Genomic DNA, 25,504 nt, shown 5'->3' with positions numbered 1-25,504 from the left:
GAGAATGCATGGCCCAGGTCCAAAACCAGCCAACCCTCGTGGAACAGGTTGTAAACGCTATCGTTTCTGAGATTGTGGGCGGCGAGCTGCCGGCCAATTCGCGACTGATCCAAGATGAGCTGGCCCGCGCTTACGGCGTCTCCCGCCAACCGGTCCAGCAGGCGCTTTTACTGTTGCGCGACCGCGGCATGGTCCGCGAGGCACCGGGCAGGGGCCTCATCGTCTCTCCGCTGGACGTCGATTTTGTCCGAAACCTCTATGAGGTGCGTGCCATGCTGGACGGTCTCGCGGCGCGGCTTGCGGCCGAGCGCGGCTCCGAACGGGCAAGGGACGAAGGGCAGGCCTATCTCGACGCCGGGCAAGCGGCGGTCGAAAGCGGCTCACTCAACGAACAGATCGAAGCCGACATGCGCTTTCACGGGTTCATCAATGAATTGGCCGGCAATCCGCTCATTGGTGAAACCACCGCACCACACTGGCCCTACCTGCGACGCGTGATGGGCGAGGTGCTGCGCGACGATGCGCAGATGCCGCAAACTATCTTGGGTGAACATGTGGCTATCCTCGACGCCGTCATCGCCGGCAACGCTGGGCAAGCGGAGAAACTCAGCCGCGACCACATTTCACGGGCTGCCAAGATATTCGTGCAGCGGCTGCAGGCACAACAGGCCGCGTCCGAAGAAGAGGAGCGGCAGCGTCCGACCCGACGTATTCGTTGATTGTAAGGCCGTGGTCCGGCGCGCAACTTTCCCGGGCCCGGTTGGCTTCGACGACAGATGTGCGCCGACACGCCGTTCAGAGCGCGCCAAGCTGATGCAAAAATCCTACCTTGCTAGCGGCGCGACCCTTTCAATGAAGGGCGCAACGCCTCATTCGTGAACCGTAAGTTTTAACTGGAGCAGATTGGCGATGGCTCGTTGGGCTGCTCTGACCGCTTCGTGCAGGGTTCGAAAACGGTACGCCCCTTAGATGTAGGCCGGTCAATCGGCGCTCTGCTTCTGATGGCATCGCCGCAGCGCGTTTTCTTACGCTAGGGAAGCCAAATCTTCGATAAGCGCATCGCAGCTCTAGGCGAGCCTAGGATCGCAGCGTTATTCTCAATATCGATGTTTCAACATTCCGGCTTGACCTTGGGATCGAAGCCGCGTCGGCGTCCAAAGATTCGCAGCATGGCTTTTGTTTTGGCCCTAAAAATTACCGGACGCAGGAGCTCGTCGCATGCTTTCGACTGAAAATAGAAGGCATCATTGTCAGCCACCGCCAGTCGGATGCAGGGTCGTAGCCGCAGGGGCTCCCACGACAGGCTCGCAAGCGCGAGAGGTGGGTTTCGGGATGATTTCAACGAACCTTCTCTTCGAAGGTACCTTTCCGCTCGAAATCTACCTTACGCATTACGTAAGGTAGACAACCCCTTGATATCGCAGCAAATGCGTGCGCCCTCCGAGCGCACCATAAACCCACGCTTGGCGTTGAAATCCTTCTTTTTTGAATGTTACCCGGGAATGCGCAGCACCCCTCCGAGCGTGCTGCAGATCTCGTGGGGTGCGAGGGGAGGACGCAGTCCGACTCGGCGACGCAGTGGTCAGCCCCAGAGCTTGCAGATCAGCTAGTGGAACAGCTGCCTCTAATCAGCGGGTCCCTATGCGTTACACTATCATCGGGTTGTGCCAGCCGCCCGGCGGCGTGACATTCTTGTCAACTTCGTGAGGCCCCCAGCTTCCGGCTCTGTATTCGTAGACGGGAGTCGCCTTCTTCAAGATCGGATCGACGATCCGCCATGCTTCTTCGACATAGTCCTGTCGTGCAAACAGCGCTCGGTCGCCGTTCATGGCGTCGCCGAGCACGCGTTCATATGCGTCCATCTCATTGGCGCCAGGGCGCCGGCTCGCCAAAAGTTCAACCGGCTCGCCGATCTCTCGATCATCCTCGTCCATCACCGTTGTGCCAAGAGCAATGGCCATGTCGGGATTGATGCGAAACCGCAGATAATTAGGTGTTGCGGTGCAATGGGGAAAGATCCGCGGAGCCTGACGAAGGCGTACGATCACCTCCGTGCAAGTCACCGGAAGCGATTTTCCGGCGCGGATGTAAAATGGCACTCCCTGCCAGCGCCAGGAGTCGATCTCCAATCGCAGCGCCGCGAATGTCTCCACCTGCGAGTCCGGAGCAACGCCCGGCTCCTGCCGGTAGCCGTGAAACTGTCCGCGCACCAGCTCGTTCTCACTGATCGGTGGAATCGATCTCAGGACCTTGACCTTCTCATCGCGCAGGGATTCGCTGTCCGATCGGGCTGGCGGTTCCATCGCCAGATTGGCCAGCACCTGAAACAGATGATTCTGGATTACGTCGCGAATTGTGCCGGTTTGATCGTAGAACGTGCCACGACCCTGCACGCCGAAATTCTCCGCCATTGTGATCTGCACGCTGCTCACGAATTTTCGGTCCCAAAACGACTCCAGGAACGCGTTTGCGAAGCGAAAGAAGACCATGTTGTGAACGGGTCGTTTTCCGAGATAGTGGTCTATGCGGAAGATGTGATCTTCGTCGAACCTGGCGCGCAGAATCTTATTGAGGTTATGTGCCGAGGCGAGATCACGCCCGAATGGCTTCTCCACGATGACACGCGCGCCGTTGGTGCAATCGGAAACGTCGAGTCGTTCCACTACGGTTGCAAACAATGCCGGCGGGATCGCCAAATAGTGCGCCGGCCGCTCTGCCGCACCGAGCTCCTCGCGAAGAGCGTCGAACGTGGTCGGATCGGCATAGTCGCCGTCCACGTAACGTAAAAGACCGGCTAGCCTGTCAAACGCAACATCGTCTACGCCGCCGTGCTTTTCGAGGCTATCTCGTACTCGGGCCTTGAGCTGGTCGAGTGTCCAGCCGGCCTTTGCGACGCCGATGACAGGCACATCGAGGTGACCCCGTTTCAGCATGGCTTGCAGTGACGGAAAGATCTTCTTGTAGGCGAGATCGCCGGTTGCGCCGAAAAACACCAATGCGTCGGATCTAGGTTCGCTCATGGCTATCTCGGCCTCTCATTGGTCGCCTTTTCCAAGTGTCCGCCGAACTCGTAGCGCATCGCCGAAAGCAGCTTGTTTTGGAAATCAGCCTCGCCGCGAGAACTGAAGCGCTCGTAAAGCGCCGTCGTCAGCACCGGAGCGGGGACTGCTTCGTCGATTGCTGCTGCGATGGTCCAGCGTCCTTCGCCGGAGTCAGAGACGTGCCCCGCGAATTTGGAGAGCCCTGGATCTTCCAGCAATGCTGTTGCGGTCAAATCGAGAAGCCAAGAGGCAATCACGCTACCACGCCGCCAAACTTCTGCGATGTCGGGCAGCTTCAGGTCGTATTGGTAGTGCTCGGGAACGCGAAGGGGTGTTGTTTCGGCGTCCGCCGCCCGCGCCTGCTTGCCAATGTTCGCTGCGCGCAGGATGCCGAGGCCCTCGGCGTACGCCGCCATCAGCCCGTACTCGATACCGTTGTGAACCATCTTGACAAAATGACCCGCGCCGCTTTGCCCGCAGTGGAGATAGCCGTGCTCGGAGGTGCCGGCGGGCGCGCGTTCTCGTCCTGGCGTGCGCGGGATTTCGCCGATACCGGGAGCAAGGGTCTTGAAGATCGGATCCAGCCGCCGCACTGCTTCGTCAGGGCCGCCGATCATCATGCAGTAGCCGCGCTCGAGACCCCACACGCCGCCGCTGGTGCCGACGTCTACGTAATTGACGCCGTTCGGCACCAACTCCTTGGAACGCCTGATGTCATCGATGTAGTAGGAGTTGCCGCCGTCAATCAGGATGTCGCCGGAGTCGAGCAGCGGCAGCAGATCACTGATCGATTTATCCACGACTGCCGCCGGAACCATCAGCCAGATCGCGCGCGGCTTCTCGAGCTTCCTCACGAAATCGGTCAGCGAGGTGCTGCCCGTCGCGTTGTCCTTCACTAGTTCAGCAACGGCGTTCGGCGACATGTCGAAAACGACACATTGGTGACCATGTCGGACAAGTCTTCGCACCATATTGGCGCCCATTCGGCCGAGACCGATCATTCCGAGTTGCATGAGTGGCTCCTCTTTTTTGATGCTGCGGAGTGATTTCCTCGCCGGTGCGCAGGTATCTTGGCGTGTCGAGATCAGTGTCTAGTTGTGAGTTCGCCGCGTTTGGGGTCTTGAGCAAAGGGCTCTCGCGGATGTAAGCGGTCAATCTTCCGAAAATGGGCGGACATGTCCTTCCAGGCAGGAGGCTCGGTGACCGTCTTCATCGCCGTTGCCATTCATCGCTCCTGTCAACGCGCCATGGCGGATCGTTCTGTTTGTTTGCGCAAGCGAGTGATCTTTCGCTTTGGCGGATCTTCCCACATCCGGAATCCACCCTTGAATGCGTTGGCATTATCCCCAAGCCGGCATAGTGGCGGCAGATTCTTCAATATTTTGGCGTTGCCGCCACCCAGCACGACGTCCTCCGGTTGAAGTGCCGCAACCAGATAATCGACGACGTCTTCTACGTGCTTCCGCCATACTTTCTTGCCAGATTTTTGCAGCGCGCGGGCGTTGACATAGTCCTCATAGGTCCGCTTCTTGTAGGGCAAGTGCGCAAGCTCCATCGGCTCCACGATGCCATCGACGATCATCGCCGAGCCGAGTCCCGTCCCCAGCCCGAGAAACAGCATTTTGCGGCCCCTGTAGCTGCCGAGCGCCTGCATCGCCGCGTCGTTGATGACTTTCGTTGGCAGTTTAAAAGCAGCAGCGAAGTTGAAGCCCATCCAGCCCTTTCCCAGATTGTGGGGTTCCGCCATAGGCCGGTCATGCACAACCGGACCCGGATAGCCAATAGAGATGAGGTCATATTCCCAGCCATCGGCCAGCTTCTTGACGCTCGATACCATCTGCCGGGCCGTCAAAGTCGGCCCGGAGTCGATTTCTCGTTTTACTCTTTTGCCGGACGCAAGGATCTTGACGTGGGTGCCGCCCACGTCAATGACCAGTATCTTCATGGAAGACCTTTGTCTCGATTGGGACTCAGCTCGCGCTCTTGAGCAGCTCAGTCTTAGCGGAGATGACACTCATCAACTCATTCCAGGATTTGACAAACGACTTGGCGCCCTCATCCTGCAATATCGCTGCTAGCGCTTCGATATCGACGCTGACCTTCGCGAATTGCGAGAGTACCTCTTCGGAATCGCCGCCATCGGACGGCAATATGTCTCCAATCTCGCCGTGATCGGCGAGGGCCTTCACCGTGCCTTCCGGCATGGTGTTCACCGTGAGCGGCGCGGCCAGCGCCTTGACGTATAAAACATCAGACGCCGCCGGATCCTTGGTTCCTGTGCTTGCCCATAACAGGCGCTGCGGCCGCCCACCCTCGTTGTAGATGCGCCGCGAACGGGTCGAGGAGAGCAACTCGCAGGCCGCCTTGTAGGTTCGTTTCGCGATTGTAATACCCAGCTGATTGCGCAAATGCGTGGGCACTTCGTTCGCTACGGCGGCATCCCAGCGGCTGACGAAGACCGACGCAACGGATCCAACATTTGGATTTAGACCGGCTGCAATGCGCCGCTCGATGCCCCGCAGATAAGCCTCAGCGGCTGCGAGATAGTGCTCCCGGCTGAACAACAGGGTCACATTCACGGGCACGCCGGCGAAGATCGACTCTTCGATGGCGGGCAGCCCTTCTCGTGTACCGGGTATCTTGATGAACAGGTTGGGGCGTTTCGCCTGTGCATGCAGCTCCTTGGCCGCTGCGACTGTGCTGGCCGTGTCATGCGCGAGAAGTGGGGAGACCTCGAGCGATACCCAGCCGTCTACACCGTTGGTGCGGTTCCAAATCGGGCGGAACAGGTCTGCTGCCTGGGCTAGATCTTCGATTGCTAGTTCGAAGAATAGCGTCTCGCCCGACTTTCCCTCTGCGAGCTTGCCGCGGATTGCTGAATCATAATGAGAGCTGTTCTTGATCGCGTGATCGAAGATTGTCGGGTTCGATGTGAGTCCCGTCAGCGAGAAGTCGGCGATGTAGCGCCTCAAGGTGCCGCTCGTCAGTAAGTCGCGGGTGATGTTGTCGAGCCAGACGCTCTGTCCGAGTTCATGGAGCTTTTGCGTTGCCTTCATCGCTTCACCTCCGCACAGCCTCGAGTCGAGGGGTTGCCGCAAGCAGGCGACCCAGATCGCAGTCGAGCAGGTCTCCGATCCGGTCTACGGTCACGTCGGGTGTGGCGAAGGAGGAGAGGGCGTTCGCATCATGCGCATATTGTCCTTGTCGGGGAAGGACGGTAGTGACGCGGGTGCCCCAGGCCTCCTTGACCGCTGCAAGGATACGCGGCTTGTCATCCACTAGAACATAGTGCAGCGCCGGATAGCGGGCCTCGACATCGTCGAGCGCGAATTCCTTGTGGATGTAGATGAGCACGTGTGAGTTGACTGCCTCCGAAAGCCCGGAGCGCTCGACCTTGCGGGGTTGAAAGACGACATCGCCATCGGTGAGAAGGACGGTTGGGCCCCACGCACGCAGTCGCTCGAGCACATCCAGGGATCCCGGATACAGACGATTGGCGAACGGGTAATCGACCAGGAATGACGACATCGACAACAGGTGCATGTCCTGCGGGTGTTCGACGCGGTACCGCTGCAGCGCGCCGAGATAGTCTCGATACCCCAGGTCTTCGAACAGCTCTTCGAGAATTGCCCAGTACCGGTCACGAGATGGGGCACCGTACTGGCGCTCGAGATAGGCCTTGATGTCGGCCTGGATGCGGTCGTTGTCGAGAAGCGTATTGTCCACATCGACCAGGAAGACGACTTGGTTCATCGGCCTTACCCTTTTCGGCTCCGTGCAATATGGTCAGCCTTGCGGCTAAAGCCGCACGGCCATTTTTAAAGCTGCCCCGTTCGGACCGGTGTCGCCGACCGATCTTCGACGTGCCGCGCGTCGTTCCAGAGCCGAATTGCTGGTTCCGACAGATCGTGTTCGTACCCAACTATGCTCAGGCTCGCGGTATCGAGCGTGAAGAATCTGCCGGCGCCTGCATCGAGCCCTAGCCAGCGTGCCGTCAAAACCCGGAGGAAATGTCCGCTTGAGAATAACAGGACGTTCCCCTGGACGCCGCGAATTCGCTCTACGATGCGGTCAGCCCGGGCCCCGACCTGATCCGGTGTTTCTCCTCCAGGACAACCGTCGCGAAACAACTGCCAGCCCGGACGCTGCTGGTGAATCTCCTTGGTACGACGTCCCTCGTACTGGCCATAGTTCCATTCTACCAGATTGCGGTCGGTCTCCGCTTCAACTCCGAACCCGGCCAACTCGCAGGTTCGGACCGCGCGCTTCAGCGGGCTGGTGAACACTCTTGTGAAAGCGAACCCCTGCAGTCGCCGGCCCAAACTCTGCGCATTCAGTTCGCCGCGTTCAGTGAGAGGCAAATCAGTGAGGCCAGTATGCTGACCTGTGAGGCTCCACGCGGTCTCGCCGTGCCTTGCAAGGCAAATGATGGGAAGGACGGCGCTCATGGTCTCGCCCCTTCGGCTTCGTCCTCCCGGCGTGTGCGGTCGGGCCGGAACACTTGGTGCTCAAGGCGTCTCTACCGGCGACGCCGCGCCCCACCGCTAGCTCGGCTTCTTTGATGAAGCAACGATCGGCGCCTTAGCAAGTAACTTTTCGTCACGTGAGGAAGATATACGTCTGAAGCACTGACCCATTCGCTGGTGGCCGCGGCGTTGCGGAAGCAAACGCCCTGCTTGACCGTCTGCTTGCACTGCGTAACGATCTCGGTCTTCTCAGCGAAGAATATGACACCAAGGCCGGGTCGCAGGTTGGTAACTTTCCTCAGGCGTTTTCTCATCTCGCGATGGTTCGTACGGCTCTGGGCCTCCACTATGACGAACCTTTGCGGAATAGTATTACAAGAGCCTGAGGACCGCCGGCGCCAGTCCTTGCGAAGTCGGGCTGAGGACGCACGGCACAGCCGGGTCATGTGATCCTGTGTAGCGGGAACAACTCAAAGTCCTTGAGCCGACTGAAGCTGCTCTTGATCAGAGGCCGGGACACCAAGTGACCGAGAAGGAGCGGGTGGTTTGGTCTCCGGCATGAATTCCCAGACGACGACGACTGCCATGAGACCCACGACTGTCACGCTCAACAAGCCAGCAGCATAGCCGAAACGCTGCGTAACAGCCCCCGCTATCAACGCGCTGAGCGAAGCGCCGATCCCGGAAAACGTGCCGACGAGCCCTTGAACCAGGTTAAACCGGCCGGTCCCGTTCGTGAGATCCGCAACAATGAGCGCGGTCAGCACACCCAGCGTCGCGCCGCTGAAGCCATCCAGCGTCTGAATGATGACAAGCAAGGTCGGGTCAGTCGTCAAAGCAAACAACCCGGAGCGTATCGGCACCGCTGCAAGTCCAAGCAACAGGAGTGGTCGACGTCCCCAGGTCGCGGCGGTGCGGCCCGCCCAAGGCGCTAACAGTGCGACAACGATCTGGGGGACCACGATCAGTGCGGACACCGCCAGCGAGGACAAATGTCCTTCAGAATGGGCCAGGGGTTCACTGACTTGCGGAAGGATAGAAGCGTTCGCGAGTTGAAAGAGAAAGAGGCAAGCCACAAAGGCAAGAAAGCGGTCGTCTTTTAGGAGAGACTGACGGCTGGCCCTATTGGGCTTCGTCTCATGATGGTCGGGAGCGCCACAGGACCGGCCAAAGTGAATATCGGCGCCGTGTATCCGGACAAGTGCCCATAATAGAGGGATCGCCAATGCGGCGGCGACCAGAAATATGGCTCGCGTGGACAGCAGATACCCGATGGCGCCCATGATCGCGGCCGCCGACAGGCCCCCGATGGATGCAAAACGTTGATTACGACCCAGCCGCTCGGCGAGCGCGTCGTGCCCAACCAGGCCCAGACTGATAGCGGCGATGCTTGGACCAAGGACGCTGCCAACACCGCCTTGTATGATTGCGGCTCCCACTATGAACGAGAAATCAGACCGTAGTGCAAAAATCGTGAGAGCCAACGCCGCGGCAGCCGCTGCAACACCGACCAGTGCGCGCTTCGATGAGATCATGTCAATGAGTTCACCGGCCGGGACCTGCGTGGTTAGACCAGCCAGCCCACTAATAGTTAGGACGGCTCCGATATTTGCAGGTGTCCATCCGTTTTCCGCCAGATGGACTGCAATAAAGGGACCAAAGCCCATGAGCAGAGCGGCAAGGAAGAAATTCAACCAGTCGAGCGCCTTCAGGCTCTCAACAGGCAGTGCGGCGTCTCGACTGCTGAGGGAAGTTGCGAGCATTGTCCCAGCCTGCCATCTGCGCGATTTACGCGAATTGCGCTCCGAAGCTGCTCCTCACGACCGCTTCAGGGTCGCCCTTTTGCAGTTCAAACTGTGTCTTGTCGCCGTCGCGCCAGAAGCGGATATCAAATCTTTGGCGGCCGAGATGAAGATCGAGCAGCGTTAGGTCTGGCAGCCACTGCGGCAATTGCGGGTCAACATACAATCTTCCACGCGGCGCGTCCGGCATGATCCCCAAGATCGCGTGCATCAGCGTGAAGACTGACCCAGCGGCCCAGGCCTGGGGGACGTTTGCCCCGAGATATTGCACGGGAAAGCTATCGTCGTTGCGTTCGATCGTTGTGTAGAGTTCGGGTAGCTGGTTTGACAGGAAGTGACTTCCCGCCTCACTGATATCGCGCGCGATCCGCGCGGCCTCGGCTCCGAAGCCATACCGCTTGAACCCTAATGCAATCATGGCGTTGTCGTGCGGCCAGACCGAGCCGGTCTGGTAGTTGTATGGATTGAATGAGGGATGCAGGGCAGAAAGCGTACGGATGCCCCAGCCGCTCCACATGTCCGGTGCCATCAGGCGTTGCACGACTTTGGTTGCCCGCTCCGGCGGTACGATGCCGGACCACAAGCAGTGACCCGGATTGGACGCGACCGTGAGCACCTTCTTCTTTTCGCCGTCCAGCGCAAAGGCGTAGAAGCCCGATTCCTCGTCCCAGAAAGCGTCATTGAATCGTTTGAACAGCGCTTCGGCCTTTCGTCGCAGCTCTTCGGCACGATCGGGCTTGCCGAGCTGATCGAATATCTCGGCCATGCGCCGCCAAGCGTCATAGACATAGCCCTGCAATTCGCACAGCGCTTTTGGCCCTTTTACGAGCGATCCGTCCGGGTAGACGACGCTGTCGCCAGAGTCCTTCCAACCCATGTTCTCGTAGCCCACGGGGGACTTGGTCTGATACTCCTGAAATCCGTCGCCATCGCGGTCACCATAGTGGTCGATCCAGGACAGGCAATTCTCGGCGGTCTCAAGATGCCGCTCTAGCAGGGTCTTGTCGCCGGTTGCCCGCCACGCGGCGTGCAACGTGATGAGGTAAAGGGGCGTCGCGTCGGCTGTGCCGTAATAGGGCGTATGCGGGATCAGCTTGAGGTACGCGAGCTCTCCGTAGCGGATCTCGTGTGGGATCTTGCCCGGCTCCGCGTCACGGTAGCCGTCCTCGGTCTTCGCTTGCAGCGAACCCAGGATGTCGAGGCTGCCACGGGCAAAGTCGGGATAGATCAGAAGATTCTGCAGCGAAACGATCAAACTGTCCCGACCGAACGGAGCGACAAACCAGGGCAAGCCGGCGGCCGGTAGAAACACCTTGTGATCCGTGCCAAAGATCGGCAACCGGAGTGCCGCCATGTCTTCAAGCGCCTGACGATAAAGACGGTAGAATTCCTCGTTGCTGCAACGAATTTTCAAAACCGTCCGAAGCCAGTCCGACAAGGTGTCAGCGTGCTTCGTGTGATGTTGGTCGCCGCATTCATAGGGCGGTCGATGGGTTCGTTCGCCGTCCTCCAGGGTGTAGAGCAAGCAGCAGTGCCAGGCTTCGCCGGGATTCAGGACGATCTGGAAGTTGAGCCGGCCATTGGAATAGGTTGCTTTGGGCCGATGATGTGACGGAGCGACCATCACCGCGCGAACGAAATCGCCATTGCGATAACTGGTCCGCAGCTGCTGCCTCGTCTGTGACCACGTCGTCTCGATATGCCCACGACGCACGATATTGTTCGACTTTACTTCGAATATATCCGCGAAGTCGCAGCGCAATGCCAATTCAAACTGAAAGTCCACCCTGCGCATACTGTTGTTGGTAATGTCGAGGTCCTCGTGCATTCCCTCGCTGATTAGCCTGCTGACTACAAGACCAAGAGTGCGTGGTGCGATGATCCCGTCGGCTGTCGGAATCGCCTGATTCGTAAGATAGATTCGTGAGGCGAAGGGCGTTATCGCACCTCCGTTCAGGAGCTCCCAATGCTCGCCGTTCGCGTAGATGGCCCAACTGCTGATAACTCGCGTGTCAAAGAAATAGAGCCCCTTCTCGCTGGGCCAGTGAATTTGCCCATCTGGTTCGGCCACCAGGACTGTCTGGCCGTGATGGATTGAAACCTGATGCGGACCAACCTGGACCTTGAAGGGCATCACGTTTTTCCGCGGTGTCGGTCGTGCTGGCGGGTTCTCGATTCTGGTGCCTCAGAGTTACCAAAATCGCGCTCGTCCGGCCTCATGGTATTCCCAGTGCTTAAGCAGCGCATATCCGAGGAACACAGGGATCAATGCTGAATAACGAAACAGGGCCAGATGGCGGTTTGCAAGCCCATACTCACGACCACGGGCCGCGTGGCGCGAACACTCCCGGAAAAGTGATGAGCGTGCCCTCAGCCGCCGCCGTGGTGGCCGGGTATGCGAAATTCCACAACATTCGATCCCCGAAATCGCCAAGAGTTACGCGGTCGACATCTCGATGATATCGCGGTTGGCTGCCGAGTAAGTGTAGCGCTAACACAACAGGTTGACAGGCGGTGCTCCTCAGCTGCCCGCCAGTTTACGATTTCCTGTGACCGTCCTAGTCGCAAATCCGCGCAGCACAGGCCGTCAGCGCGCGGGGATGGTTCGCAACGAAAGCAGCAGAGCCTGTTACGAGCAGAATGATCACCACTGTCAGGGCAAAGAACCTTCCGAGCATCGTGCCCTCCCATCGATGAGCTAAACGTTGCTGTCGTCCGCGGCTGCAATGAGGGTGCGCTCGGGCGCTAATACGGCGCTCGCATGATCAATGATGACTGTCGCGGCGCTAGTATATCTTTGGTGATAGTGTTGTTCGCTAGCAATCTGATTATCTTCGCCCGCGCCCCGTCGGGTCTGTCGTGACCCCGGGTTCGACGGAGCCGGCCCCCCGGGCTGTGGAGGTCTATCTGTTCGAAGAGGGCGGCCGCAACGCTGCCCAGCCACAGCGCTGCGGACTGCCCTCCCGCCTCCGAGTGCGCCAGGACGCCCCCGCAGGCTGATCTATCGCGCGGGCGTCAACGTCGCGGCCTCAGATCATGGCCTCAGTGCCCGTTTAAGCTCTGTTTCGGGGTGCCGCCAACCTTAGACGGATCATCGTAGGCAGGGGGCGTGTAGTAGATCGTCGGGTTGCCCCCCGGAACGGCAGCAAAGCTATTAGCCACGCCGGAAGGAATGAAAACAGCATGGTGCGTGTGGTGCACTGTTGCTGCACTGGCCGACGCACACAAGGTGATCGACAAGCCTAAAGCCAAAAGAGCGCGCATCGTAATTCCTCCAATGAAAAAGGTGCGCGACGATTGTTTGACTAATGCGCGACGTCGTCTGTGACCTGCCACACATACACACCTCTTATTTTCGTGATGCGCGTTGCGTTCGTCCTTGTCCGCAGCGCTGCCGAGGCGTAACGGCGCAATCCGTGATGCTTGTCACGGCGCCGGCGCAGAGCTTGGGTGAAATTCCCAGCGTCGGCGGAATGGTCCGCCGCACTTGAAAACGAAGGCTAATTGGTGCTGTGATGGTCCATTGGATCGACAACATCGCGTTTGGCGTAGACTTCCGTGAGAATCGGAAGCAGAAGCCCGAGACGCTGGAGCAAGCGGCGGCGCAGATAATAGACTTCCGCAAACATCGGGGGCAGAGGCCCGAGACGCTTGAGCAAATGGCGATGCAGATTTTCAACGGAAACCATCTGCCTGACACGGCGCCTTGCGAGATGATCCCATACCTAGCCCCCGAGGAAGACCTTGCTTGAGATGTGGGCCGTCGCGCGTTGCAAGGTATCGGCCATCTCTCCACGCCGCCAACTTCTGCCAGCGCAAGGACTGATCCCTGGTGATTCCGAGGTCGGAGAGCCTCTTTAGTTCTAAAAAAGTGTTGGATTTTTTACTCAGCCGATTCCGGACAAATCGCCGACATGTGGCGGCAAGGACACTGCCCCCTTTGACGGCCTCATCGCCGTCCGCCTCGCCGGCCGCGCCTCCGCTCGACGCGCGCCCTCGGCGCCGTCACCCGCCTCGCGCGCGCGGAAATCCGGGTAACAAAAGGTTTCAATTACAGGAGGCAGGAAATGAGTCTTCTTTCGATTGTCGGGTGGGATGTTATCGGCTGGGAAAACCTCACGCCTCAGGGCATTCGGTTCGGCATTGCCACCATCCTTGCGCTGTTAGCAGTGGGCCGCCCTGGGACGTCAGCCCTCGAGCTCTTTGCCGGTCTAATCTTCATCCTGGGCGCGGGCCTCATGGTGACGCAAGCGGTCTCGCTGGCCCATTGAGACTTTGCCCGCGGTTGATGCGGCGGGGTCGGGCTGGCGAAGTGGCTCAAAGAGCAGCGCCGGCCTGTCAGGAGAGACGCTGGTCGGGGCTGTAGGAGCGTCCGGCGGAAGGGCGCATCAATTCTCGAGGTGGTGGATACCTCCCCTCACAAATCCGTGGATACCCTGCGGGGGCTACGTTCGCGATGCCGAACTGTTCAAGGATCATGCGGGAGCAGGCTTACTGTAAAGCGCATCCCGCGCGCCTAAGGGGCGGCACGGGCATATTGGTAAGACGCTCGGCGGCGGGACGGCATTAGTGCAGCGGGTAGGGATGAAGCAGCCAGCCAGCTTAGCTTGGGAGTGCCAACCCGGTCCGCATGTCTATTTGCGTCTTGGCCGGAATGACGAGCGCGGCAGTGGTCAGTGCCGCTGCGGCTGCGCTGGCTTGGGTAGAACGCGTTGGGGTAGCGGTCGTCGAGGTGTAGCCCCTGCGCCCGGTGACGTAAGTCACAGAGTTGACCGTGCCGATAATGCATTATCACCCGGCCCGCTCACCACTTTTCAACCAAGCGGAAAATGCATTGGAGCTGATATGAAAGATGTCCTGTGCCTCGCCACGTTTGCTATGGTAGCGGTGTGCTTCGTGATGTTTGTAATCACCATATAAACAGATGGAGCACACCAATGACTAACCCTGACACGATCAAGAACGCAAAGCATCGCCGAACTGAACGAGGAAACAGAGCTGAGTGATACTGCACTTCAGGCGGTTGTGGGTGGGGAAGCACTGTCGCTGCAGGTCGGCAACTTACGCTCGTGGATCTGCTCGCCGCTGACGACTTCTGGCACGTCGGTAATCACTGTGCACGCGACGATCAAATAGCGCTCTCGCGACCATCGGATCGCGGGGGGCGACGCCGTGCAAGACGGCCCACTGTCGAGCGCGAGCTCCACCACACTCCCCAAAAGGCTTCCGATTTCCATCGGCGTCCACTGGGCGCGCCGGCGCGATCGCGCCAGTCCTCGGTCGTCTAGCTCGCCGCGGCCGGCGAGCTATTTCGGGTTTCGAAATCACCTCGTTTCGTAGGGAGGTCTGTCCAAACCGAAGTGGCAGCTACATGCGCGGCTTCAGCTCTGCCCAAGCCAAAGCCAAAGCTAACTGCCACTGTGGGGCGTCCGTGATTTCTGTCACAGATAGAAAGACCAGCCTCCGGTATCAAACACAGTGAGACGGCGGCTTGGTTTGAGCCAGATGTTGTCCACATGCAACCCCCGAGGATCGAAGTCATGAGTGAAATGCGTGAACTGATCGATACGGAACTCGACGCCGTGTGTGGCGGTCACGGACGTGGGGAACTACCGCATCCGGCTCTCGGACACGACTTCACGCCTCACGGGCATCATCATTGGCATCACGGGAATCAGGGGCACTTCGACTTCGGCCATATCGGCGATTTCAATTTCGGCAATATCGTCAATTCCGGCAATATTGTCATAGAGGAGAATATTACCTTGCAGGTTGGCGTGGCCCAAAACGCTGCTGGGGGAGGGAATCTGGGAAATCTAGGGAACTTCGACTTCGGCAATATCGGCAATTTCAATTTCGGCAATATCGTCAATTCCGGCAATATCGTCATAGAGGAGAATATTGCCTTGCAGGTTGGTGTGGCTGTCGGCAGTAACACCAGTGTCACCAACCTGCTCGGCGGTCAGCTGAACTCCGGCTCTATCGCCTAAATTGCGGATGCCCGCACGGTCCTTGCCAGCGGCGGATAGCAATTCGTACGATACGATGACCACTTGCTACGCCCGCTTCGTTCGCTCGCAGCGGGTCGGCGTGTGCAGCGATATCATGGACGCGCGCTCGCTGCTGCCAATGATGCCGCTGTCCAGATGATCGACGCCTCGATTGTCCGCGTGGATCAGCATGGAGCGTGCACCACTCGGAACAGAGTGCAGTCGATAGGACGGTCCACGGGGTGGGCTAGCGAGCAAGATTCATGCGGTGGTTCATACCAACGGCTTGCCAATCCGGCTCTCGGTGACGCCTAGTGAGCCCCACCACAATCAGCTTGTCGGAAAACTCCTGGATCAATGTTGCTTGCCGACCGTGGCTACGACGCCGATTGGATCAGAGAACTCGCCATCAGGAAGGGCGCCTGGCCAACATGCGGCCGAAAAGCAACCAAGCCAATCTGTTTCCGCTCATACCTCTACCGAGCCCGCAAGATCGTTGAACGCTTCTTCAACAGGATCAAACAATGTCATCAGGTCGAAACGACCTACGACAAGCTCTCGGGCGCCCGTGATTTCTGTCACAGATAAAAAGCCCACCCTCCGGTATCAAACACGAGTAGTGAGGCACTCGCTTACTTTGAACCAGATGTGGTTCACATGCAACTCCTGAAGGGAAGTCATGAGTAAAATGCGTGAAGTGATCGACCCCGAGTGTGGAGGGCTCTTCGGTTTCGGCATTGTCGTCGCGCAGGCGAACAATGCCACGCAGGTTGGTGTGGCTGTCGGCGGCACCAGTGGCCACACCGGCGGTATCGCTGGTAACGCCAGCGTTGGATCTGGCAGAGCCGCACGATGCGCAGTTTGTGATGGAAAGTTTGGACTCGTCCGGCACTACTCGTGGCGAACCTCTCTCTGTTCCAAGAAGTGCGTCGATCGCTTCAGAGCTCGCCGGGCTAGTGATCGCAATTGGCTATCCTGGCTTGGGATCGCTTTAGACCGGACGCCAGAGAACCGAGCGAGGGCTTGATGACTTTCCAGATTTCACCACGGGGCATGGAATACTTAAAAACAGCACAGAGCTTGCTCCACGTTGCCCAAACCATGACCGACCGAGCAGTTGCGGGTCGGCTTAAGGCTCTTGCAGACGACTACGAGCGGCGAGCCGAGAAAGCTTCGCGTGTCGATGCGGCCAAAGCAATTGCGCGATCGGCTGCCAGGGCTGAGGAATGCGAGTCTGATTACGACCTTGGCTTATAGACGCGGCATAAAAGCCGGAGGATGCGCGCCGCAGCGGCAGCGGGAAGAGCATGCACAACGCTGAGCTTATCGAAACTGATCGCTACTTGTAGAGAAACAGCTCCATTCTGCGCCCTGTGCCTACCTCGAACTTCCTGACGCAGCGAGGAAACATCGCGAGCATGGCAAGGCGATCCGTTCCAAGCGGCTTTAATCGACGCTGCCGACCCTCAAGTAGCCTGTGAGCATGATCACGGACGATCTCTTCTGCGGCCTTGTATGGCTCCAATATGCAGGATCGAGCCTGCTCATCCAGATGTTCAGAGGAGACGTACATGGCTAAGGTCTACTTTCATTGCACCAACGCTCGAGGAGTGTTGAGGGATCGTTGCGGTACATCCGTATCCGACCTGATCGAGGCGTGCGAAACAGCCACCAGCCGGGTGCGATCGCTCATCGCAGGAGCCAGCCTTGAAGATTGGCGTGATTGGGCATTGCATGTCAGCGATGAGGCCGACGATGTGATTTTCGTCTTGCCCTTCGCTTTAGTGCTAGGCAAGCCGCACTGAGGATGTCATGCCGTCGGAGCTGCCACCATTCATACGCCTTCACCAGGGCTTGAATGCGATCGCGACGGCCTTCCTCCGGCGTGCCTTCGCCGGAGCGATACGCGCGGAGCGGCATTTCCGTCGCAGCCCGCGCACCATCTCAGGAGCAGCCGGCGGCTCCAAGCGCGGCGCAAAGTCGTGCGTCGAATGCGCGCGCAGGGCGTGCCAAGCGCCCATATCGTTATCTCCACGGCGCGACGAAGCCGGGGCAACTGTAGCGACCTTGCCGCGCTCATAAGTATCGCGCGTGAATGTCGATGGTCGAACGCGCTCCGAGGTGGCGGAAGTTCGCGGCCAGCCACTCCTCAGCGCAGGCGCGACCTACGTCGCGCAAATGGGTAAGAAAATCCCAGTCTGCATTGTACTTGGAGGCGACCCCGAGGTCTTTCATGAACGATTCTGCCTCGATCGCATGGATGAGCATTGTCTTTATCTCGTCGCGCAGCGCGCCTCTGTTGACAAGCTTGTTAGCGAAGGCAATCGCTCGCATCTCGCGCATCAGCGACGAATTGAAGCTAATTTCGTTTAGTCGATTCAATATGTCGCTGGCTGCGCGAGGAACCGTCTCGCGCACAATCGGATTGATGTGAATGACGATAATGTCCGTGGATTGGCAGCCGTAAACTAGGGGGAATATTGCTGGATTACCCATGTAGCCGCCGTCCCAATACGCCTCGCCATCGATTTCGATAGCCTGGAAGAGCAGTGGAAGGCACCCAGAAGCAAGAACGGCCGAGATCGTCAGTTCATCGTTGTCGAAGATCTTGACTTTCCCGGTGCGGACATTTGTCGCGCAAAGGAACAGCTTGACGACATTCTCTCGGCGCAACCGCTCGAAATCGATGGTCTTCTCGAGCACGTCGCGCAGCGGGTTGTAGTTCAACGGGTTGAACTGATAGGGCGACAGAAGTCGTGTCATCATATCGAAGAATATGAAGGCCGGAGATTTCTCAATCGATCCAGTTTGCATCAGACGATCGAGTAGGGACGGCTGTAGCGGTCCCCAGCCTGCAGCGTCGCTAATACGCCGCCAAAAGGTGGCGAGCGTGAGTTTTGCTCCCTCGCGTCCGCCGATCGTCAGGCCATACGCCATGACCGCAGCGTTCATGGCGCCGGCGCTTGTCGCGCAGATTCCCTCGAAGGCCATCCGCTCATCCTCAAGGAGGCGATCCAGAACGCCCCAGGTGAATGCGCCGTGCGCTCCGCCGCCCTGTAAAGCAAGGTTGACAAGCTTGGTTGTCGTACCCATCAGCGCCTGCCACTAGGCTGTTGCGCGACAAAAATCGAAATGGATTTGCGTGTAGCCGAAAACGAGTGAGTAATCACCGCAACGTAATCTGGCTGTGCGAAATCCCAAAGGGCAATTTTATCGATTTCCTTGCTTGAGACGTCCTTAATCTGGTCCCGTCCATTTCTGGTGGCGCTGACGGCCGCGACGTTGACGCGCGGATTGGAACGCGACGCATCCAACGAGCGGTATTTCAATTGCGTCGGAACTGGCGCGGTCTATGAGTGTGTTCGATCGATCTGGAAGTATTCTCCGAACGTATCGCACGCGTGCTCTTGGCCGCTTGTGTTGAAAACACAGCCATGAAATTCACTGCCCAAACAGCACTTACGTACTGGTAAGCGGGGTTGCAGCCCTCTCTCTCTAAAGTTGTGTGTGATCTTAAGTCGTGGGCTCGGTTCTTAATCCACGATCGACGACCATCTTCTTGCGAACAAGAGTCGTCAGGTGACTTGTTCAGGGATGACGGCCGATGCGATCGGTCGGCTCAGTTGTGACCGCTTGGCCGATCAGGAGATTGATCGGAACGTCCTGCCCGCTCCGGCAGGTCAGCAGGCCCGAGCCCGATGATCCAGATGCGACGATGCGGCATTGATCGTCGTCCATGATCAACATGCCTTCCAGGTGCGCGGACGAAACGTTCAGCTGCATGCGTGCCTGCTTTTGCTCAACACCATTGACGCTGCACAAGCCGACGTGTCGCAGTGTGATCGTCCCTGAATAGTCCGCACCTAGGCGCGTTGCGATCTTGGCAAGATTTCCCATTATCTCCCATTCCTGGAGATAGCCGATGTGCCCGCTGGCGAGGTAGGACTGCGCCCAAGCCGCAGGAGCGGTAGCGAACAGCATAGGCGTTACCGCAACGATCGTGCGCATCGTTCCCGCGCGCGGCATGATCATGGCAACTCCCGCGCTACGCGAAAGCCGTTGGCGTAGTAGCGCACATCAACGTCGTAGCGAAACCTCGCCGCAGATCTGACGTCGCTGGCCTTGCTGAGGAAGTTGCCGCCGCGGAGCACCCGCAGACGGCAGTCGCCCGACGTCCAAGGCGACGCATCCTTAGGTGCATTGCGATAGGAGTCATTCCAGCAATCCTCGACCCATTCCGCTGCGTTGCCAGATGTGTCGTAGAGCCCGAAGCCGTTTGGCCGGAACGAGCCCGTGGGCACTACCTGCTGCTTGATCTGACTGCCGCAGGTGTCGCACTGCGCGTGACCCGTACCGACTTCTCGACCCCACCAGAACGGCGTTCTGGTCCCCGCCCGCGCCGCATATTCCCATTCCGCCTCGCTGGGCAGGCGGTATTTTTGTCCGGTCTTCTGGGACAGCCAGGCGACGAACAGTTTGGCGTCCTCCCAGCTGACATTGATCACCGGGCGGTCGCCGCGTCCCCAGCCGTGATCATCGGGACGCACCTTGCACGCGCCGGTATCAAAGCACTGGTCCCACTCCGCGAACGTCACCTCGCGGCGGCCGATGGCGAAGGGCTTGCGAATGCTGATCGGGTGCTCGGGCTTCTCATAGGGCGTGTCATTCGATCCCATGACGAAATCCCCCGGCGGCACGACCACAAGCTCGAGGCAGCTATCGCAATCGCGAAACAGCTCTCCTGGCTCCAATCTTGTGCTCTGTTGAGCCACCTTGGTGTCCGGTGACGCTGACGACGGATCGGCGGGCGGGCCGCTGATCAGCCCTCGCTGGGCGCTCACCGTACTCGAAATTTCAATCAGCGCTGTGAGGAAGATCACAGCGAAGACGGCGGATTTCATTTTTAATCCCCGGTCGTATCAATGATCAGAGTATGCATCAGAGTATGCACATGTCACATTCAATGTGGCACAACATGCTCCATTCAGCCGCAACCGGCAAGGATGCGGTCAGCCGCGGATTTTCGATTTACATTGGGCGGCAAAGGGATATCGTTTGTTGCCCTATTCATTTGGTCGGGGGGACACCTTCGACCCTTGTAATTGCTTTTCAGATTCCCGCGGCTACTGCGGTCCAGATATTCGGAAGATTGCGATGATGAAACGGTCGCCGCTATCGGTCCTAATTCCATTTGTCGCAGTTTTGCTGCATTGCAGCGTTGCCCAGGCCCAGGCCCAGGCCCAGCCGCCGGCCCAGCCCCAGCCGCCGGCCCAGCCCCAAGCCCAGGTCGGCGGGCCGACGCCCTCGCCCCCTGGGGCTGCCGTTTATTTCATTGGATTGAAAGATGGCGACACACTGCCAACCAAGACCACGCTGCATTTTGGCCTACATGGCATGGGCGTCGCGCCGGCAGGCTCGGACCGGGCCAATAGTGGTCACCATCATCTGATCATAGACGCTCCGACGCCGCCGCTGAATGCCGAAATTCCCAACGACTTCCAGCACCTGCATTTCGGTGCGGGACAGACCGAGGCCGAGATTTCGCTGACGCCCGGCGAGCACACATTGCAGCTCGTGTTCGGCGACAAGAATCATGTTCCGCATTCGCCGCCGGTGATCTCCGAACGCATCAAGGTGAAGGTGGCCGACCAGATCGCTCCCGCGGCGGCTCAAGCAGCACCTGCGGCGGGCGGACGTCGCCCTTCGCCGAAAGATGCCAAGGTCTATTTTATCTATCCGAAGAACGGCTCCTATATTCCTCCGAACGCGGTTATCCGCTTCGGCCTGTTGAACATGGGCGTGGCGCCAGCCGGCTTCGACAAGCCCAACACTGGTCACCATCATTTACTTGTCGATGCCGAATTGCCTCCGCTCGACCAGCCGATACCGAACGACTTCAACCATCTGCATTTCGGCGCCGGCCAGACCGAAGCGAAGATCACGCTACCAGTCGGTCAGCACAAGCTGCGCCTGCTGTTCGCCGATTACGCCCACGTGCCGCACAATCCGCCGGTCTACTCCGAAGTCATCAACGTCACCGTGACGGAGTCTGGCCAGCCACCGAGGAAACGCTACGGCCGCCGCCGCCACTCGTGGCGGAGCTATGGATATTGATGCAGCGATGAAATTGCGCCAACTCTTGATCTACGGCCTCTGCCTCGTCGTCAGCGCGATGTTCGCCACTGCGGCCGCAGCGGAGCGTCGGGTCGCGCTGGTGGTCGGAATCTCCGGCTATAAGAACGCACCTACGCTGCCCAATACCATCAACGATTCCAATGCGATCGCAGCGCTGTTCAAATCGATCGGTTTCGATGTCGTCATTTCGCGCAACGATCTCGGCGTCGTCGACTTCAAGCGCACTGTGCGTGAATTTCTCATCACTGCAGAGAATGCTGATATGGCGGTGGTCTATTACGCCGGCCACGGAATTGAGATCGGCGGCGTCAATTATCTGATACCGATGGATGCCAGGCTGAGCCACGACTACGACGTCGACGATGAAGCTATCGCGCTCGATCGCATCGTCTGGGCGCTGGAACCGGTACGTCGCCTGCGTTTGATACTGCTCGACGCCTGCCGCGACAATCCGTTTGCGGCCAAGCTGCGTTCCGCAAGCCGCTCGCCGACCAGAGGCGGGCTTGCGAAGCTTGAAGAAATCAGCGCCGATACGCTGGTGGCCTTCGCAGCGAAGGCCGGCTCGATTTCCTATGACGGCGACGGCGTTAACAGTCCCTATGCAACCGCGCTGCTCAGGCACCTTACCGAGCCCGGCGTCGACGTTCGGATCGCGCTTGGTCGGGTGCGGGATGAGGTTCTCGCCATGACGGGCGGACGGCAGGAGCCGTTTATCTATGGCTCTCTCGGTGGCGCAACTATCTCCTTAGTGCCACCGTTGGATGCGACAAAGGTCGCACCGGTGCCGCCGCCCGTGGCAGCGGCGCCAATCCCTCGACCGGTAGTACCGGTACCGGCCCTGCCGAAGCCGGTCGCGGTCAATCCAACGCTGACAATAACGCCACCCGCGGCGAAAGTGGAACTCCCCAAGCCGCCGCTTCCGGCGCAGGCGGCGCCCGCGATTGCCGACCCCTGTGTCCGCGACGAAGCGCGGTTGGCACATCTGCGCGCCAATCCCGCGCCTGACGAAATAATCAACTTCCAACGCGAGGTCGCCTGCCAGCGGTTGCGTCCGCAAGTACAGCGCCTGTTCGAAAGTTTCGCCAGCGATGCCACTCCGTCCCCTGGTAGCGCTGCCGCGCTGGTCCCGGTGCCGGCCCTGCCGAAGTCGGTCGTGGTCAATTCAACGCCGCCAACCACGCCACCCGCGGCGAAAGTGGAACTCCCCAGGCCGCCGCTTCCGGCGCAAGCGGCGGCCGAGATTACCGACCCCTGTGTCCGCGACGAAGCGCGGTTGGCACGTTTGCGCGCCTATCCCGCGCCAGACGAGATAGTCAATTTCCTACACGAAGTCGCCTGCCAGCGGCTGCGTGAGCAAGTGCAGCGCCTGTTCGAAAGTTACGCCAGCGGTACCACTTCGTCCCCTGGTAGCGATGCCGCGCCGCAACCAGCTCTGAATCAGCCGGCTCAAAACGAGCCCGTTCGCGCCGAAGATACCTGTGTCCGCGACACGGCGCGTCTCGTACGCATACGCGCTGAGCCTACGCTGAAGGCGATCACCGAGTTCGAGAAGGAGTTGGGCTGCGAGCAGCTCCGGTCTCAGCTCCTCCGACTGCGCCAGAGCGTTGCCCCCTGATCTGGTTCGTACAAGGCGCCGGCGCTCGGATCGACAGCATCCTATCAATCGGTACTGCACTGCACCCCTCTTCGGTGTCGAAAAGCGGTTCTGTGGCAACGTTGTTGCGCCTGATGTCGACGCGATCATTGTTGCCACTCGGCGCGACATGCAACTCGCCCCTGATAGTGAGCTGCTGCGCCAACTGCATAAAGATCCATGCCAGATAAATCAGAAGCGCAGTGGGAGACGACACACAGCTTAAATCTAACGGGTCATATCGTAGCCAAAGCGCACTGCCGCTGTCGGGCACCCGTGATCTCTCTCACAGATCGAGAGACCACCTTCCGGTAACAAACACGTAGTGAGGCGCTGGCTTGCTTTGAGCCAGATGTTGTTCACATGCAAACCCTGAGGATGGAATCATGATTNAGAAGATTGAACTGATCGACGCGGAACTCGAGGCCGTGTGTGGAGGGGGCGGGTCCGTCGTCAACATCGGCAATATCTCCGTAATCCCGGAGATCAATACGCAGACTGCTATTGCCGTCGGCGGCGTCAGTGTGTTCGGTGACGTTGGTGGCGCTAGCGCGTCAAATTCGGCCTCTCAGGCGGCTTTCAGCTTCTTCGGCTAAGTCACAGATGCCCGCACACTCCTTGGCTGCTCCCGGGGTGTGCGGGTACCAATTTCAAATCTAGAAATCTCATGGACACGAGCACCCTCGCTCAGGGAATTACGAGAAGAGAGTCTCGACCCGGTGTCGATGTCCTGCGTCCTGCCGAGAGATCGCGATAGGAGCGGCGTCATGTCAGACATTGCAATTGTCGGAGTGTCTCTCCTTGCCGCGCTCGCGATCAGTAGGCTCGTTTAGTGAATTGACATTTGCTCCCCAATGACACGCACGAAGGCGACACAGTCGAGCCAATAGACATCGCGTCCCGGGAGTATTCCTTGCATTACGAACTATCGGGTCGTCGCGCGCGTCGCAATCATCCCTGCGGCACGGCCAACTTCCGTCGCACAATGGAGCGGATCATTCGCAATACGCTTTGACCGGAGCCGAAAGTCTTTCAAAGCACGCGGCGCAAGGTGAGACGAATCACAGATCGAATAGCAACGCCGCGCCTATTCTTCGCCATCAAAGGGAATGGCCCCTCTTGACAGTAGCAGGAGCAATTCAATGACTGTGCCTAACCGCTCCGAAACTCTTAGGTCAGGCGGAGCCGCGCGATGCGCAGCTTGAGGGCTTCATGATGGTCCCGATCTCACAACGAGGCGAAGCATATTTAGAGACAGCACGGACTTTGCTCCGCGCTGCCGAAACCATGAGAGACCGAGCGATTGCGGGTCAGCTTAAGGCCCTTGCCGATGACTACCAGCGGCGAGCTGAAAAGGCGTCGCATGTTGATGCAGCCAAAGCATTCGCTCGATCGGCTACTAGCGATGAACGCGAGTGGCGTACATGACCTGATCGGCAGCCCCACGGCCCACGACGCGGAGCGAATATGGGCGAGATTATTCGATTTGTCCCAAAGTCCGAGCGCGAGCGAGCCCGTCTAATTCGCGAAGCCCGCGCGATATATGACAGCATCTTCCCGCCGGCTGATCCGGTCAGGGAGCAGCATGACAAGGCACCGATAAGTCATACGGTCAGCGGCGCCAATGCGCATGGCAGTGACGGGGGCGTCCTGTCGTGATCAAAATCATCGCCGTGCTCTGCAGTCTCTCTTCTCCGACAAATTGCCACGAGCAGATCGTCACCATTTCGGACTTCGCCGACGTCTCGATGCAGTCCTGCCTGATGGGCGCGCCGCAGCTTGCCGAGTGGATGAACCAGCATCCGGCCGAGCGTCTGGCGGCATGGCGCTGCGTGGTTGGTAAACAGGATCGCAGGGGAGCTTAGGGTGGACAGCAGCTTCCCCGGACGCTTTGAACCGCTTAATCACGACGGCTGCGGTTACTGGCGCTGGCGGCGAAGGTGGGGGCTTGACTAAGCAAGCACATGATCCATGGCGAGCAAGAGTTGGCAGCCACGCCAATCGCAAACGATAGGAGTTTGCCCTGGTGTGGTACAAAGAGTGAGTGAGGTTGATACCGGCCGGGCAAATGCGGCAGCTGCATAGGCCTGTTCATCTCGGAACTGGATACCGTGTCGAGCCGCCTTTTTCCGCAATTCATTGAGCGAGGGTGCTCGTGTCCAGGAGAGTTCTCGATTGAAATGAGTACCCGCACACCCCCGGGAGCAGCCAAGGGGTGTGCGGGCATCCGTAACTTAGCCGAACACGACGGCGTTCGTCTGAGGTCCGTTATAGTTCGAAGCGATAGCCGGGCCAACGTCACCGGTGACGCTGAGGCCGCCGACAGCCGTCGCGGACTGCGAGTTCAGGTTCAGCAGGGTGAGCGGATTACCGATGTTGACGCTGCCGGACCCACCACACACGGCGTCGAGTTCCGCATCGATCAGTTCAATCTTCT

At 59.0% G+C, this 25,504-nt stretch carries 24 protein-coding genes and 1 pseudogene; 12 read left to right on the top strand and 13 right to left on the bottom strand.

What is annotated here, in order from left to right; translation table 11 throughout:
- The first annotated feature begins 8 nt into the window (after positions 1-8).
- Entirely contained in the window at positions 9-719 is a 711-nt protein-coding gene (locus A3AI_RS0136195; protein WP_024520202.1) for a GntR family transcriptional regulator, read from the top strand.
- A gap of 927 nt (positions 720-1,646) precedes the next feature.
- On the opposite strand, the gene zwf is transcribed toward A3AI_RS0136195, so the two are convergent.
- From zwf to A3AI_RS0136165, 6 genes are all read right to left on the bottom strand, one after another.
- A complete protein-coding gene (gene zwf, locus A3AI_RS0136190) occupies positions 1,647-3,020 on the bottom strand; it encodes a glucose-6-phosphate dehydrogenase (RefSeq protein WP_024520201.1) in 1,374 nt (457 codons plus the stop codon).
- Between the two features lie 2 nt (positions 3,021-3,022).
- Positions 3,023-4,054, bottom strand: coding sequence for a phosphogluconate dehydrogenase (NAD(+)-dependent, decarboxylating) (gene gnd / locus A3AI_RS0136185; RefSeq protein ID WP_024520200.1), 1,032 nt, complete (start codon positions 4,052-4,054; stop codon positions 3,023-3,025).
- A 224-nt stretch (positions 4,055-4,278) separates the two neighbouring features.
- A complete protein-coding gene (locus A3AI_RS0136180; RefSeq protein WP_024520199.1) occupies positions 4,279-4,986 on the bottom strand; it encodes an ROK family protein in 708 nt (235 codons plus the stop codon).
- A gap of 25 nt (positions 4,987-5,011) precedes the next feature.
- Positions 5,012-6,097 (bottom strand): transaldolase, encoded by a 1,086-nt coding sequence (gene tal / locus A3AI_RS0136175; protein WP_024520198.1) that lies wholly within the window; start codon positions 6,095-6,097, stop codon positions 5,012-5,014.
- A gap of 4 nt (positions 6,098-6,101) precedes the next feature.
- Positions 6,102-6,794, bottom strand: a complete 693-nt coding sequence (locus A3AI_RS0136170; protein WP_024520197.1) for an HAD family hydrolase — start codon at positions 6,792-6,794, stop codon at positions 6,102-6,104.
- Between the two features lie 65 nt (positions 6,795-6,859).
- Positions 6,860-7,489: a histidine phosphatase family protein gene (locus A3AI_RS0136165; RefSeq protein WP_024520196.1), complete on the bottom strand. Its 630-nt coding sequence runs from the start codon at positions 7,487-7,489 to the stop codon at positions 6,860-6,862.
- A gap of 224 nt (positions 7,490-7,713) precedes the next feature.
- Between A3AI_RS0136165 and A3AI_RS46710 the strand changes: the two genes are divergently transcribed.
- Entirely contained in the window at positions 7,714-7,893 is a 180-nt protein-coding gene (locus A3AI_RS46710) for a glycoside hydrolase family 15 protein (RefSeq protein ID WP_349509714.1), read from the top strand.
- Between the two features lie 84 nt (positions 7,894-7,977).
- Here A3AI_RS46710 and A3AI_RS0136160 read toward each other — a convergent pair whose 3' ends face one another.
- The 3 genes from A3AI_RS0136160 to A3AI_RS48355 all read right to left on the bottom strand — a co-directional run bounded on the left by A3AI_RS0136160 (position 7,978) and on the right by A3AI_RS48355 (position 12,573).
- Positions 7,978-9,270 (bottom strand): MFS transporter, encoded by a 1,293-nt coding sequence (locus tag A3AI_RS0136160; protein WP_024520195.1) that lies wholly within the window; start codon positions 9,268-9,270, stop codon positions 7,978-7,980.
- Positions 9,271-9,295: 25 nt separating this feature from the next.
- Complete coding sequence (locus A3AI_RS0136155; RefSeq protein ID WP_024520194.1) at positions 9,296-11,443, bottom strand: amylo-alpha-1,6-glucosidase; 2,148 nt, start codon at positions 11,441-11,443, stop codon at positions 9,296-9,298.
- Between the two features lie 908 nt (positions 11,444-12,351).
- Positions 12,352-12,573: a hypothetical protein gene (locus A3AI_RS48355; RefSeq protein ID WP_156928105.1), complete on the bottom strand. Its 222-nt coding sequence runs from the start codon at positions 12,571-12,573 to the stop codon at positions 12,352-12,354.
- Between the two features lie 251 nt (positions 12,574-12,824).
- On the opposite strand from A3AI_RS48355, the gene A3AI_RS0136150 reads away from it, so the two are divergent.
- The 6 genes and pseudogenes from A3AI_RS0136150 (at position 12,825) to A3AI_RS0136110 (ending at position 17,104) form a co-directional block, all read left to right on the top strand.
- Positions 12,825-13,061, top strand: a complete 237-nt coding sequence (locus A3AI_RS0136150; protein WP_024520193.1) for a hypothetical protein — start codon at positions 12,825-12,827, stop codon at positions 13,059-13,061.
- Positions 13,062-13,376: 315 nt separating this feature from the next.
- Positions 13,377-13,580, top strand: a complete 204-nt coding sequence (locus A3AI_RS0136145) for a hypothetical protein (protein WP_024520192.1) — start codon at positions 13,377-13,379, stop codon at positions 13,578-13,580.
- 1,269 nt (positions 13,581-14,849) lie between these two features.
- Positions 14,850-15,299, top strand: a complete 450-nt coding sequence (locus tag A3AI_RS0136135) for a hypothetical protein (RefSeq protein WP_036050899.1) — start codon at positions 14,850-14,852, stop codon at positions 15,297-15,299.
- A gap of 10 nt (positions 15,300-15,309) precedes the next feature.
- Positions 15,310-15,863: pseudogene (locus tag A3AI_RS49595) on the top strand (IS5 family transposase); the annotation flags it as partial.
- A gap of 462 nt (positions 15,864-16,325) precedes the next feature.
- Complete coding sequence (locus tag A3AI_RS44170) at positions 16,326-16,556, top strand: hypothetical protein (RefSeq protein WP_051382644.1); 231 nt, start codon at positions 16,326-16,328, stop codon at positions 16,554-16,556.
- A 314-nt stretch (positions 16,557-16,870) separates the two neighbouring features.
- Positions 16,871-17,104 carry a DUF6894 family protein gene (locus tag A3AI_RS0136110; RefSeq protein WP_024520186.1) on the top strand — a complete coding sequence of 78 codons (234 nt, stop codon included), beginning with the start codon at positions 16,871-16,873 and terminating at the stop codon, positions 17,102-17,104.
- 271 nt (positions 17,105-17,375) lie between these two features.
- Here A3AI_RS0136110 and A3AI_RS0136100 read toward each other — a convergent pair whose 3' ends face one another.
- The 3 genes from A3AI_RS0136100 to A3AI_RS0136090 form a co-directional block, all read right to left on the bottom strand.
- Positions 17,376-18,392 carry a patatin-like phospholipase family protein gene (locus A3AI_RS0136100; protein WP_024520185.1) on the bottom strand — a complete coding sequence of 339 codons (1,017 nt, stop codon included), beginning with the start codon at positions 18,390-18,392 and terminating at the stop codon, positions 17,376-17,378.
- Positions 18,393-18,887: 495 nt separating this feature from the next.
- Positions 18,888-19,331: a hypothetical protein gene (locus A3AI_RS0136095; protein WP_024520184.1), complete on the bottom strand. Its 444-nt coding sequence runs from the start codon at positions 19,329-19,331 to the stop codon at positions 18,888-18,890.
- Positions 19,328-20,200, bottom strand: coding sequence for a formylglycine-generating enzyme family protein (locus A3AI_RS0136090; RefSeq protein WP_024520183.1), 873 nt, complete (start codon positions 20,198-20,200; stop codon positions 19,328-19,330). Before A3AI_RS0136090 ends, A3AI_RS0136095 begins: the two co-directional genes overlap by 4 nt.
- Before the next feature lie 253 nt (positions 20,201-20,453).
- Between A3AI_RS0136090 and A3AI_RS0136085 the strand changes: the two genes are divergently transcribed.
- The 4 genes from A3AI_RS0136085 to A3AI_RS0136065 all read left to right on the top strand — a co-directional run bounded on the left by A3AI_RS0136085 (position 20,454) and on the right by A3AI_RS0136065 (position 24,932).
- Entirely contained in the window at positions 20,454-21,413 is a 960-nt protein-coding gene (locus tag A3AI_RS0136085; RefSeq protein ID WP_036050895.1) for a DUF4399 domain-containing protein, read from the top strand.
- Complete coding sequence (locus A3AI_RS45575) at positions 21,403-23,049, top strand: caspase family protein (protein ID WP_051382642.1); 1,647 nt, start codon at positions 21,403-21,405, stop codon at positions 23,047-23,049. Before A3AI_RS0136085 ends, A3AI_RS45575 begins: the two co-directional genes overlap by 11 nt.
- Positions 23,050-24,534: 1,485 nt before the next feature.
- On the top strand, positions 24,535-24,726 hold the full coding sequence (locus tag A3AI_RS49590; RefSeq protein WP_084801148.1) for a hypothetical protein: 192 nt from the start codon (positions 24,535-24,537) through the stop codon (positions 24,724-24,726).
- A complete protein-coding gene (locus A3AI_RS0136065; protein WP_024520178.1) occupies positions 24,723-24,932 on the top strand; it encodes a hypothetical protein in 210 nt (69 codons plus the stop codon). The genes A3AI_RS49590 and A3AI_RS0136065 overlap by 4 nt, the downstream gene beginning before the upstream one ends.
- 369 nt (positions 24,933-25,301) lie before the next feature.
- On the opposite strand, the gene A3AI_RS49015 is transcribed toward A3AI_RS0136065, so the two are convergent.
- Positions 25,302-25,504 (bottom strand): hypothetical protein (locus tag A3AI_RS49015; RefSeq protein WP_024515662.1); only part of this gene is annotated, 203 nt, incomplete at its 5' end.

The sequence above is a fragment of the Bradyrhizobium sp. Tv2a-2 genome (genome assembly GCF_000472425.1).
GTDB lineage: Bacteria > Pseudomonadota > Alphaproteobacteria > Rhizobiales > Xanthobacteraceae > Bradyrhizobium.
Note: the sequence above shows the minus strand (reverse complement) of the source record. Positions and strands in the feature narration are given on the sequence as shown.